The sequence below is a fragment of the Paralimibaculum aggregatum genome (assembly GCF_030270585.1).
Lineage (GTDB): Bacteria > Pseudomonadota > Alphaproteobacteria > Rhodobacterales > Rhodobacteraceae > Thermohalobaculum > Thermohalobaculum aggregatum.
Genome location: NZ_BSYI01000073.1, coordinates 1 through 12,304, shown reverse-complemented (window position 1 = coordinate 12,304; position 12,304 = coordinate 1). Strand labels below are relative to the sequence as shown.

Here is a 12,304-nt window from a genome sequence, read left to right as displayed (position 1 = left end):
TTTCGCGAAAGCCTCGCGGCGGAATAGCGCCGCCCCCGCCGGTCCCGGAGCCGCCCCCCGAAACCCCGCAGGCCGGACGGGGAAGGGGGCAACCGTGGACAACGGCGCGCGCCGCGCAACCCGCGGCGCCAGAGGCGCCCGCCTCGCGCCGGTGCCAGCAGGCGCGCACCGGGCCGCGGTACCGCCCCCCGGAACCTCGCGGGCCGACTCGGGGCAAGGGGGCAGCCGAGGGTATCGGGGCGCGCCGCGCAACCCGCGGCGCCAGAGGCGCCCGGCTCGCTCCGGTGCCGGCAGGCCTGCACCGGGCCGCGGAAACGCCCCGCGAAACCTCGCAGGCCGGACAGGAAAAGGGAGCAGCCGAAGCAACGGCGCGCGCCGCGCAGCCCATGGCGCCTGCGGCGCTCGGCTGGCACCGGCGCGGAGGGCGCGCCTCGTGCCGCGGTACCGCCCCCGGAAATCTCGCAGGCCGGTCGGGGCGAGGGAGCAGCCGCGGGTATCGAGAGACGCCGTGCAACTCGTGGCACCCGAGGCGCCCGGGTTGCGCCGGTGCCGGCAGGCGCGCGCCTGTCCGGGGACCACCACCCGAGACCTCGCATGCCGGTTGTGGCAAGCGGGCAGCCGCGGGTGTCGGGGACTCCGAGCAATCCGCTGCGCCCGCGGCGCTCGGCTCGCACCGGCGCCGGCAGGCGTGCACCGGGCCGCGGGACTGCCTCCCGAAACCTCGCAGGCTGGTTGCGGCATGGGGGCAGCCACGGGAACCGGGGCGCGCCGTACAGTCCGCTACGCCCGCGGCGTTCGGCTCGCGCCGGCACTGGCAGGCGCGCACTTGGCCCGGGGACCGCTCCCCAAAGATCCGCGGGCCGGACGGGGCATGGGGCAGCCGGGGCAACGGGGCGCGCCGCGGAACTCGTGGCGCGGTACCGGCCCCCAAAAATTCGCAGGCCGGTTGAGGCAAGGGGGCAGCCGGAGGGCATCGGGACGGGTCGCGCAGTCCGTGGCTCCCGCGGCGCTCGGCGCGCACCCGCGCCGGCAGGGGCGCACTTGGCCGCGGGACCGTCGATCGCACGGCCGATTGACTGCCGTTGCCGGCGACCCCTGTGGCTCGATGCTGCATTGCCATCTCGGCCCCCGGAGGCGTCCGCGGAGCCGGGAGCCCCCTGGCCGCTCGCTCCGGGCGGTCACGCCCGCGGGGCCCCGCCGCGCTGACCTCCCAAGCCTGCGCCAGGCTTGGGTCTGGGAGCACCCGAAACCCACTGCCGATGGCGTCCAGCGGCCCCGCTGCCCCGCCCCGGCGCAGCCTTCGGAGATGCCGGCGCCGGCGAGGATGTGGCGCGCCTCGCCGAGACGGTCCCGCGTGATCGCGCCGCCGCCGGCGATTGCCGCGCGATCCCGCGATACGCCGGGAACGGCATGGAGCGCGCTCCTGCGGAGTGGCAGGCCCGTCCCGCGCTCCGCGAGGCATGCTCCGCGCCTTGGACGCGCTCACCGCCGGGCTAGCGCCGGATGGCATCGCGTCCCGTCCGGGCCCGCGCGAAGGCGCCGGCCGCCCGCGGCTTCCGGCGCAGGGGATGCCCGCGGCTCGGCATCCACCGGCATCGGCCGCTCGGAGAGGGCGCGGGGCCGTGCGGTGAACGCGCGCGGGCACCGGCGGCAGTCTTCGGGTCCCTGCCCATCATCCATTCCGGCGCGCGGATCGGGCGGCCCGACCGGACGCCCGATCCGCCCCATCCGGGCCGGCTGTCCGGCCGGCAGGACCGCCGGCACAGGCCGGTCCGGCAGCGTCCAGTGCCGCTCGGCGATGGAACGGGTTTCACTCCCCAGCCCGAGCCCCGAGGCATCGCCCGGGAAACCGATGCGAGCCGTCCCGCACCGCGCACCGCGCGGGCGATGCAGCAGGCGGCTGGCCGCCGCAAGGGCGCTGGCCCCGCCGCTGGCGGACCGCTCGATCCCGGAGGGATCGGGCAGGAGGAATGGCGGGCCGCAAGGCCCGCCGCCGCAAGGTCGGAGCCCGGAGGCGGGCGCTCCGTCAGCCACTCCCGAGCCGGGCGCGGGCGGCATCGTCGCGGCGCAGCCGCCAGCGCCGTTCGGAGACCGGCACCCGCCCCGGGATCTCGCCCGGCAGCCGCCCCGCCAGCACCGCGCGCACGTCGCGCAGCACCTCGGGCGCCAGGCGGTAGTACTGGTGGCGCAGGATGCCGTCCCCCGGCGTGCGCGAGACCGCGGCGCAGTCGATCGCCTGCACCCGGTCGGGCAGCGCCTGCATGCTGCGCGGCCCGAGATGGCCGAGCCGGTCGCCCTGGTTCGGCTTGATGTCGGAGAGCGTCAGCGGCCGGTCGTTGCCCGCGTGATAGACCGCGACCCCGCGCGCCAGGTCGAACAGCGGCGCCAGCCAGGTCGCGCGCTCCAGCGCCCGGTCCTCGATGTCGGAGGCCATCAGGAAGGCGGTGTCGAAGACCCGGCGCAGCGGCCGGTCCGCCGCCGCCGCCATCTCGACCAGCGCCTGCAGCGCGTTGCGCAGCGCCCAGTTGCCCATGCTGTGGGCCACCAGGTGCACCCGCTGCAGGCAGCGCTCGGCGCGCGCCAGCCGGTCGAGCCAGTCGAACAGCCGGAGCGCGCAGCGCGCCATCGCCTGGCCCGAGGCGCGGGCCTCCTCGCGGTCGCCGGCATAGGCCCAGCCGAGCCCGTCATCCAGCACCGTGCGGGCATCCGAGGGCCAGGCGAAGGCGAAGACCAGCGGCGCCCGGCCGCGGCGCGCGAGGCTGCCGGTCTCGGGCTCGGTGATTGGCGAGAGATAGGCATCGCTCAGCTCGGCGGCGCGCGCCATGGCGCTCTCGAAGCTGTTGGCGAAGCCGTGGAGATAGACCAGCGCATCGCGCGGATTGCCCCGCATCTCGCGGCGCATGGCGTCGAACAGCCGGGTCGAGCCGGGGATGCCCCGCGGCGCCGCCGGGGTCGGCGCGGTCTCGGGATAGAGCCTTGCCGGCCCGGTCTCGTAGGCCGCGTCGCCGTCGCGCCAGGGATGGCCGCGGCGGGTCACGCGCACCTCGCCGACGCGGTAGCAATAGGGTTTCTCGGCGTTGAAATCGTTGCCGAAGCGGGCCGGGCTTTCGGCCAGCACCCGGCGGTTGGTGCCGAAATAGATCGTGGTCGCAGCCATGGGCGCACCTCGTCGCAGCTCTCTGGGGGGAGTGCGGCGAGCCTAGCCGGCCAAGGTTAGGATCAGGTTTACGAGAATTTTATGCGTTTTCCGCCTGTCTCCGCCGCCGCCGCCGCGCGAGCGCGCCGAGTGCCAGCAGCCCGAGCCCGGCGAGCGGCAGGCTGGCCGGCAGCGGCACCGCGGCGGTGGGGAGATCGCCCTCGAGCCGCAGCGAATCGAAGGCGAGGTCCTCGTCGCCCGCATCCAGGTTGTCGAACCGCACCCGGATGTCGAGCAGCGCGCCATCGGCGATGCTGGCACTGTATTGCGTGAACAGGGCGGTGATCTCGGCGCCGTCGCCGATGCCGTCGAGATCGGTGTCGACCCGGGGCGCGGTGTCGGGCCCGGTGCCGGCGATGCCGAAGATCGGCACGAAGCCGCCGCCATCGAGCTGCGCCTCGATGCGGAAGGCGGTGTCGCCGTCCCAGTCCTCGTCGCCGTTGATGGCATCGGCCTCGGCGACATACCAGGAGAGCGTGAGCCCGGTGAAGCCGGCGATGTCGATGCCGGTCCAGTCGAGCTGCACGCTGTCCGGGCCGCCGGGGACGCTGTCGCTGTCCTGCACGCCGAAATAGCCCTCGCCCTGGCGGTTGCCATAGGCGACGCCGGCGGGCGGGCTCGCGGTGTCCGGCGCGATGCGGCCGAAATAGTCGTAGGTCGCGATGTCGCCGAGATCGTCCGCCGGGCTGGCGACATAGCCGATCGCGGCATCCTCGAAATCCTCGAGCAGGACGATCTCCGCCCCCGCCTGTCCGGCCGCCGCGATCAGCGCCGCCGCCCCGATGATGTGAAACCGTGCCATGTCGCCCTCCCGCCCGAGCTGCCGATGAAGGGCGGAAAACCGGCACTGAAAGGCGCTTATCGCAACGGTTTCTCCCTGGCATCGAAGACGAAGCCGAGCAGGTTGAGCAGGAGCTGCGCCGCGAGGATCTGGGTCGAGCCGGTGGGGTCGTGGTCCGGCGCCACCTCGACGAGGTCGATCCCCACCACGTCGCAGCGCCGGGCCGCGAGCTGCAGCACCTCGAGCACCTCGTAATAGAGGAAGCCGCCATGGCTGGGGGTGCCGGTGCCCGGCGCGATCGAGGGGCAGAAGGCGTCGATGTCGATGGTGATGTAGAGCCGCCCCTCGGGGATCCGCGCCGCCACGCCCTCGGCCCCGAGGCGCCGCGCCTGGCGCACCGAGAGGATGTCGGCGCCGCGCGCCCGGGCATCCGCATAGCCCTCCCGCGCGGTGGAGGAGACGTTGCGGATGCCGAGCTGCGTCAGCCCGCTCACCCAGGGCTTCTCGGCGGCGCGGCGCATCGGGTTGCCATGGCCGCGGGTGACGCCGTGGCGGCTGTCGACGAAATCGAGATGCGCGTCGATCTGCAGCAGGTGGAAGGGCTCGGTGCCCTCGAAGGCCTCGATGCAGGGGATGTTGACCGAATGGTCGCCGCCGATCACCACCGGCAGCGCGCCGGCGCCGCGGATCGCCTCGACCCCGGCGCGGATGTTGGCATGGCTCGCCAGCGTGTCGGTATGCACGATGTCGGCATCGCCGATATCGACGATGCGCACCTCGGGGCCGAGATAGACCCGGTCGTCCTCGTGGTCATAGGCCCCGGCATGGCCGAAGGCGAAGAGGGTCGAGGCCTCGCGCACCCCGCGCGGGCCCTGCCGCGCCCCGGCGCGCCACTGCGTGCCGGCGTCGAAGGGCGCGCCGAGGATCGCCACATCGGCGTCGATCGCCGACCAGTCCGGCTGCCAGGGCCGCTTGGCGAAGGTCGCGATGCCGACGAAGGGCAGATCCAGCCGCCCGCTCTCGTAGCCATGCCCGGCCATCTCAGCGCTCCTCGAAGGCGAGGCGCAGGCCGAGGCCGCAGAAGATCGCGCCGGCGACCCGGCCCTGCCAGCGCAGCACCGCCGGGTTGCGCCGCAGCAGCCCGCCGATGCCGCCGGCCGAGAGCGCCACCGCCAGCGTGCTCACCAGCCCCATGGCGACGAAGAGCATCCCCAGCACCAGCAGTTGCAGCGCCACCGCGCCCGCCGCGGGATCGACGAATTGCGGCAGGAAGGCGAGGAAGAACAGCGCCGATTTCGGGTTCAGCACCTCCGCCAGCACCGCCTGCCGGAACGCCCGCCCGGGCGCGAGGCCGCCCGCGGCGCCGGGCAGCGCGGCCCCGGCGCGCTCGCGGAACGCCCGGATCCCGAGATAGACGAGATAGGCGGCGCCGAGATACTTCACCACCGCGAACAGCGTCGCCGAGGCCAGCACCACCGCCGAGATCCCCACCACGGCGAAGACCGTGTGCACGAGATCGCCGACCGCGATGCCGAGCGCCGTGGTCATCCCGGCCCGGGTGCCGGAGCCGGCGGCGCGGGCCAGGGTCAGCAGCGTCGCCGGGCCGGGCAGGAAGACGAAGCCGGTCAGGATGGCGAGATAGGCAAGCAGCGTTGCGGGGTCGATCATGCGGGCCTCCCAGGATGCGCGCCCCAGAAGGACAGTTCCGGCCCCCGGCGGTCAAGCCCCCCGGCCACCGCCCGGCGGCCGCCCGATCCGGCCGCAGCCCACGGCTCGAGCGCCCGGCGCGCCACACACCGGCGCGCCGCCGCCTCGCCGCCGTACAGCCGGTCCCGCCACCGCCGCCGTACAGCCGGTCCCGCCACCGCCGCCGCACGGCCGGTCCCGCCACCGCCGCCGCACAGCCGGTCCCGCCGCCTCTGCCGCACGGCCGGTCTCGCCGCCTCCGCCGCACAGCCGGTCCCGCCGCCTCCGCCGCACAGCCGCTCCCGCCGCCTCTGCCGCACGGCCGGTCCCGCCGCCGCCGCCGCACGGCCGATCCCGCTCCCGCTGCGCAGCCGGTCCCGCCGCCCCGCCGCCCGGAGCATTCGGAGGGTTGGGTGCACCCGGCGCGGGCAGAGCGCAAGGGGCACTCGGGGTGGCAACGCGCGCAGGGCAGATCGGATCACTCGGGGGGGAAATGAGGCGGACGGGCGCGTAGGGCGCACAGAGTGAACGGGGCGTTCGGAGGCGGACGGGTACCCGTGGCCGCTCGAGGCGAGCGCGGGGGTGCGCGACGGCGGCTTACCGCCCGGCCTGCCCCGGCCGCAGCGCGGGGAGGTGATGGCGATCTGCTGACCCCGTGGCTCTCGCGCGGCCGGTCCTGTCGCCGCAGCCCTTTCGCTGGCCCTCGTCCGGTACGGCGGCATTCCCGGGCGAGTACCGCGCAGGCCCTGCGCTGGACGATCCCGTCTTGGCGGCATTCGAGCCAATGTTCGGAAGAGGCTGGAACGCGCGCATCCGCCCGATGGACAGCGCCGAGTTCCCGCCGCCGCGGTGCCCGGTGCGTTCGTGGCGCTCGAGGCGGGCAAAGCGCGTGGGGCGCTCGGGGTGGTAACGCGCGCAGGGAAGCTCGGATCACTGCGGTGGCATTGAGGCGGACAGGCGCGTAGGGCGCTCAGAGTGATCGTGGCATTCGGAGGCGGGCGGGGTACCCTCGGCCACTCGAAGTGAGCGCGGGGGTGCGCGATGGAGGCATGCCGCCCGGTCCGTCTCGGCCGCAACGCGGGTAGGTGATGGCCTCGAGCAGACCCTGTGGGCGTCTCGCGGCGGGTTCCGTTGCCGGAGCCGCCGCGCCGGCTCTCGTCTGGCGCGGCGGCATTTGTGGGCGGGCTTCGTGCAGGCCCGGCGGCGGCCGAGCTGTTGATGGGGGCGTTCGGGGTCACGTACGGCGGTGCCGTGGGGGTGAGCGGGGAGACTTCCGGCGTCGCGCGGCCCGACTCGGTTGCCGGCTCGGGCCGGGCTGGCCTGTGACTGCCCTTGCGGTGCGGAGAGGTCGGGAGATGGGCCGCCCGGCTCGGGCGATGCCGGTGCGGTCGCCCGGCAGGCGGAGGATCGCGCCACGCAAGCGGAGGATCGCGCCCTGCGGACCGGCGATCCCGTGGCGGCGTGGTCCGGATGGGGTCTTCGTGCGCGGGGCGGGGAGAGGGCGGTGCCTCGGGGCCCGTCGCCGGGGCCGGGTCGGCGGCCGGCCGGGGCCGGGGTGGCGGCGTGCCGCTGCTGGCGGCGCCGGTGCCGCGCACCTCGGCGGGGCGACGGGGGCCGGTCGCCCTGGCGCAGGTGGTCGTAGGAGGGGGGCGAAGCGTGGAGGCCGAAGCCTAGCAGACGGGGCCTGGGGCCGGGGCCGGAGAGGGCGCGCCGCGGCGGGCGCGCCCGGGGCGGCTCAGAGCCGCTCGATGGCGAGGGCGATGCCCTGGCCGCCGCCGATGCACATGGTGATGAGGCCCCTGCGCCCGCCGGTGCGCTCGAGCTCGGCCAGCGCCTTCAGCACCAGGATCGCGCCGGTCGCGCCGATCGGGTGGCCGAGGGCGATGGCGCCGCCATTGGGGTTGACCCTGGCGGTGTCGAGCCCGAGCCCCTTGTTGACCGCGCAGGCCTGCGCCGCGAAGGCCTCGTTCGACTCGATCACGTCGAAATCGTCCTTGCCGAGCCCGGTGCGCTCGAACAGCCGGGTCACCGCCGGCACCGGGCCGATGCCCATCACCTCCGGCCGCACCCCGGCATGGGCATAGCCGAGGATCCGCGCCCGCGCCTTGCGCCCGGCCTTCTCGGCGCTCCCGGCATCGGCGAGGATCAGCGCCGCGGCGCCGTCATTGATGCCGGAGGCGTTGCCCGGCGTCACGCTGCCGTCCTTGCGGAACGCCGCGCGCAGCTTGGCGAGGGCCTCGACGGTGGTGTCGGGCTTGGCGTGCTCGTCGGTGTCGAAGACGATCTCGCCCTTGCGGGTCTTGATCGTGAAGGGCTCGATCTGGCTCTTGAAGCGGCCCCCGGCGATGGCGGCGCCGGCGCGCTTCTGGCTCTCCACTGCGAAGGCGTCCTGCTCCTCGCGGCTGATCTGGTGCTCGGCGGCGACGTTCTCGGCGGTGACGCCCATATGCCCGGTGCCGAACGGGCAGGAGAGCGCGCCGATCATCATGTCGGTCATCGCGGTGTCGCCCATCTTCTGGCCGAAGCGGGCGGACTGCATGGCATGCGGGCTGCGCGACATCGCCTCGGCGCCGCCGGCCAGCGCATAGTCGGCATCGCCGAGGGTGACCGCCTGGAAGGCCGAGACGATGGCCTGCGCGCCGGAGCCGCAGAGCCGGTTGACGTTCATCGCCGGGGCGGTGTCGGGCACGCCGGCCTCGATCGCCGCGACGCGGGAGAGATACATGTCCCGCGGCTCGGTGTTGATCACGTGGCCGAAGACGACATGGCCGATCTCGGCGCCATCGACGCCGCTGCGGGCGAGCGCGGCGCGCGCCACATGGGCGGCGGTGGCGGTGGGCGGCGTGCCGGCAAGGCTGCCGCCGAAGGTGCCGATGGCGGTGCGGGCACCATCGAGGATCACGACGTCTCGGGACATTAGGGGGCTCCTCCGTCTTGTTTGGCGGCAAGGCTAGGCGCCGGCGCCGCGCTGCACAAGCGGCCGGGGTGTCGCGGCCCGGCCGCGCGCCGGAGCGGGGTGTCGCGGCCCGGCCGCGCGCCGGAGCGGGGTGTCGCGGCCGGACCGCGCGCCGGAGCGGGGCCGGAGCGGGCACGATGGCAGGCACCGAAGCGGGCCTCGCGGGGCCGGAACAGAGACAGCCACAGGGGCCGGAAAAGGATCGGATCGGTGGCCGGGACTGGAGGCGGACCGCGGGAAGGTTCAAGGGCCGGAGCAGGCCGGAACAGAGCCCTGTGCGGGGCCGGTATGGGAGCCGCGTCGTCGGCAGGCACAAGGGCCGGAACGGGCCGAAGGGAAGCCGGTACGGGAGCCGGGCCGCGGGTAGGCAAGAGGACCGGCGGGGCTGGAGCAGAGGTCGGAGCGGGGACGGGAGCCGCGTCCCAGGCGGGCACAAAGGCTGGAGCCGGCTGGAACAGTGGCCGGCGCGGGGTCGGGCCTGGCGACGGAGTGGGGCCGGAGCGGAGCGGCGCGGCTGGCGGGCCGGGGTCGGGCCGGGCGCTGGAGCGGGGCCGGAGCGCAGCGGCGCGGCTAGCAGGCCGGGGGCGGGCCGGGCGCTGGAGCGGGACGGGCCGGGCGCAGGGGCTTGGCCCGGCGCAGGGGCGGGGCCGGGTCGGGCGCCGGCGCGGGGGGCGGCGGGATCCGCGGGCCGGGGGCGGGCAGAAGAAAGCCCCGCGCGGGCGGTCCGCGCGGGGCTCGGGGTTTCGCTGCCGGGGCCGCGGCCCGGGGCGGCCGGATCAGCGGATCCAGACCTCGACGCGGCGGTTGGCGACGCGGCCGGCGAAGGTGGTGTTGCAGCCCACCGGGGTCAGCTCGCCATAGCCCTGCACCGTGATGTTGGCGCCGGAGAAGTCGGCCGAGCCGGCCTCGTTGATCACCGCCTCGTTCATGGTGAAGAGCACGCCCTGGGCGCGGCGGGTGGCGAGCGCCCGGTTCAGTTCGAACTGGCCGATCGAGTCGGTGAAGCCGACCAGGATGATCTCCTTGCCGTCATACTTGCCGGCGATGATGTCGCGGGCGAAGCGCTCGGCATCGCGCTGCGACTGGGCGGTGAGCTGCGACGAGCCCGGCGTGAAGCGGAAGGTGGTGGAGAGCCGCTCGGCATCGCGGAACTCGGTGAGCATCTCCCGCATCAGCGGCAGCGAGAACTCGTCCTCGGCGACGATCGCATGGGTCAGGCGCAGGCCCTGCTCGCGCAGGCTCTGGCCCTCGGGCACCAGGCTGATGAAGCCGGCATCCTCGACGAAGGGCGCGGCATTGTCCGACAGCGCGAACTTCACCAGGTTCTCGGCGTGGATCGTGCTCTGCCGGTCGGTGGTGTAGAGGTAGAGCCGGCGGGCGAGGGGGTATTCCTCGGCCTTGATGGCGAAGGTGGTCGGGTAGGAGAGCAGGCCGCATTCGAGGCGCACCGGCACCACGCGGCTGGCGCGGGCATAGGCGAAGCCGACGAAGCCGATGCCGTCCGGGTCCTGCGCGACGCTGTCGGAAAGCTCGTTGGGGTCCGCGAAGCTGAGCGCGTCGGCGCCGATCTCGGCGCCGTTCGGCGCCAGCACCAGGCTGCGGAAGGTGTCGAAGGTGCCGGAGCCGGCGTCGCGGGCATAGACGTTGATCGGCCGGTCGCTGCCGCCGAGCTCGGACCAGTTGGTGATCTGGCCGGAGAACACCCCGGCGATCTCGGCCAGCGAGATCGAGGACAGCGGGTTGTCCTGGTGGGTGATGATGATCACGCCGTCCAGCGCCACCACGTTCTCGCGCTCGGAGTTGCGCGGATCGGGGATGCCGGCGGCGCCGAGCAGCGCCACCTCGTCGTCCTGGATCGGGCGCGAGGACATGCCGATCGCGGCGGTGCCGTCGGCCAGCGCGGCATAGGCGGTGCCCGAGCCCAGCGCGGCGAGCTCGATGGCGGCCATCTCCTCGCCGTTCGGGTGGACGATGCGCAGCGTCGAGCGGTTCTCCTCGTCGCCCGGCTCGCGCACGAGGTCGGCGTCGAGCGTGTAGGTGTAGCCCTCGACCAGCGCCGGCATCAGCGCCGAGCCGATGGCGTTGGAGCCGTAGATGCCGAACTCCGCCCCGAAGAGCAGGTTGGCCGGGCAGGCCTCGCCCTCGCAGGTGACCTGGAAGACGTCGATCTCGAGCCGGCCCAGCCGGGTCTCGAGCACGTAGCGTTCGCCGTCGAAATCGACCAGCTCGCCGCGCAGCTGCGTGAACCCGTCGAAGGATTTCAGAACGATGGTTTTGTCGCCCTGATCCTGGGCGTGCGCGAGCCCGCCGAACATAAGCGCCGCCGCGACGGCCCCCCCGATACCAAACCGCGTGATCCGCATTGCTACTCCCCTCGTTCGCGTCTCTTCAACCGTCGCCGCGTCTGACGTTCTTATCTGCTCGACAGCACGATGTCGCGCACAACGGTATCGTCCAGCCGGTTGCCGTAATCCTTCACCTCGTCGCAGGCGAGGGCGCCGATCAGCCCCCTGCGTTCGCGCGCCATGACCCCGCGCGTGCTGCGGATCACCCGGTAGACGGGGGCGGCCCAGCGACCGTTGCCGCAGGTCTCGGTGGCGCCGATGCGGCGGCGCGAGGTGAAGTCGACCAGCAGGTTGATGACTTCCGGCGCGGTCGAGCCGCGCACGTAATGGGTGTAGATCCGCACCGCCGAGCCGACACCGTCGACCGGGTCGTGCTGCATCAGGTAGCCGCCGGCATGGCGCCGCGCCTCGCCCTGGCTGCCGGGGTTCTCCGGGCGCAGGTGATCGTCGGACCAGAAGCTCTGGCCCGAGCGGATCGCGTGCAGCTCCAGCGTCACCGGGCTGTCCCAGGCGAGCGCGACGCGGACGATGCGGTTGGTGTCGGAGAACTGGATGTCGAGGTTCTGGCTCTTGCCGTCCGGGAAGCGGAGCGTCGCCGGCATCGAGGAGGTGAAGCCCGGCACGTCGATCAGCGCCTTGTGGTCGTCGCCGACGCGGGCGGCGAAGGCGATGCCCTGCAGCTCGAGCACCACGATATCGCCGACATAGCAGGGCGCGTCCACGGTCACCGTGGTCACCGCGCTCGGCTTCGGATGGATGTTGAGCATCGGCGGCACGGTGCACTCGTCGCTGGCCGGGGTCAGGCCGGCGAAAGCGGGGCCCTCCTCGGGCGCGACGGTGGCCGGCAGGCCGGTCTCCGGGTCGACCGCCGGGGCGTCCGGGTCGAAGCGCACGCCGCCGGGCAGGGTCAGCGCGGTGTCCTCCTCGCTGCGCGGGGCGATCGGCGAGGGCGCGGCGCGGGTCGCCGCCGGCACGATCACCAGCGCGCCGCTGCCGAGGCTGCGGACATTGCCGAGGCCGCTCTCCGGCGTCACCAGCGCGATGCGGCCGCTCTCCTCGAAGGCCATGCTGGGCGCCGGGGCGCGGGCGATGCGGCTGTCGAGCCCGGACGGGTCGCCGCCGAACTGCGGCAGGCCGGGGCTGTCGAAGCTGTCCGGGTTGCGGTTGACCTGGGCGAGGCCGAAGCTCGCCGCCGGGCGGAAGCCGCCGGGGCCGGCGCGGTGCACCGGGTCGGATTCGCCGATCGGCGCCGCGGCGAGCTCGGAGACCCGGTCGAGGCCCTGGCCGGGCAGGCGCGGGCGCAGCATGCCGATGCCGGCGCGGCGCACCTCCGGCTCCTG

Annotated in this window: 7 protein-coding genes; all 7 read right to left on the bottom strand. The window is 74.4% G+C overall.

Annotated elements, in window-relative coordinates; all coding sequences use genetic code 11:
* Positions 1-2,026 precede the first annotated feature (2,026 nt).
* The gene (locus tag QSJ97_RS23685) at positions 2,027-3,157 is read right to left on the bottom strand and encodes an alpha/beta hydrolase (RefSeq protein ID WP_285674926.1); all 1,131 of its coding nucleotides are present in this window, start codon (positions 3,155-3,157) and stop codon (positions 2,027-2,029) included.
* A 79-nt stretch (positions 3,158-3,236) separates the two neighbouring features.
* Positions 3,237-3,998 (bottom strand): hypothetical protein, encoded by a 762-nt coding sequence (locus QSJ97_RS23680; protein WP_285674924.1) that lies wholly within the window; start codon positions 3,996-3,998, stop codon positions 3,237-3,239.
* A gap of 56 nt (positions 3,999-4,054) precedes the next feature.
* Positions 4,055-5,017: an agmatinase gene (locus tag QSJ97_RS23675; RefSeq protein ID WP_285674922.1), complete on the bottom strand. Its 963-nt coding sequence runs from the start codon at positions 5,015-5,017 to the stop codon at positions 4,055-4,057.
* 1 nt (position 5,018) lies between these two features.
* Positions 5,019-5,645, bottom strand: a complete 627-nt coding sequence (locus QSJ97_RS23670) for a LysE family translocator (RefSeq protein ID WP_285674920.1) — start codon at positions 5,643-5,645, stop codon at positions 5,019-5,021.
* Between the two features lie 1,753 nt (positions 5,646-7,398).
* Positions 7,399-8,580, bottom strand: a complete 1,182-nt coding sequence (locus tag QSJ97_RS23665) for an acetyl-CoA C-acyltransferase family protein (RefSeq protein ID WP_285674918.1) — start codon at positions 8,578-8,580, stop codon at positions 7,399-7,401.
* An 815-nt stretch (positions 8,581-9,395) separates the two neighbouring features.
* Positions 9,396-10,982: a substrate-binding domain-containing protein gene (locus QSJ97_RS23660; protein WP_285674916.1), complete on the bottom strand. Its 1,587-nt coding sequence runs from the start codon at positions 10,980-10,982 to the stop codon at positions 9,396-9,398.
* Between the two features lie 50 nt (positions 10,983-11,032).
* Positions 11,033-12,304: hypothetical protein (locus QSJ97_RS23655; RefSeq protein WP_285674914.1), on the bottom strand; the 1,272-nt coding region annotated here is incomplete at its 5' end.

Excerpts from the sequence above, each read along its gene's own strand:
- QSJ97_RS23665 (WP_285674918.1), bottom strand. The coding sequence starts at position 8,580 with ATGTCCCGAGACGTCGTGATCCTCGATGGTGCCCGCACCGCCATCGGC.
- QSJ97_RS23680 (WP_285674924.1), bottom strand. The coding sequence starts at position 3,998 with ATGGCACGGTTTCACATCATCGGGGCGGCGGCGCTGATCGCGGCGGCC.
- QSJ97_RS23675 (WP_285674922.1), bottom strand. The coding sequence starts at position 5,017 with ATGGCCGGGCATGGCTACGAGAGCGGGCGGCTGGATCTGCCCTTCGTC.
- QSJ97_RS23685 (WP_285674926.1), bottom strand. The coding sequence starts at position 3,157 with ATGGCTGCGACCACGATCTATTTCGGCACCAACCGCCGGGTGCTGGCC.
- QSJ97_RS23660 (WP_285674916.1), bottom strand. The coding sequence starts at position 10,982 with ATGCGGATCACGCGGTTTGGTATCGGGGGGGCCGTCGCGGCGGCGCTT.
- QSJ97_RS23670 (WP_285674920.1), bottom strand. The coding sequence starts at position 5,645 with ATGATCGACCCCGCAACGCTGCTTGCCTATCTCGCCATCCTGACCGGC.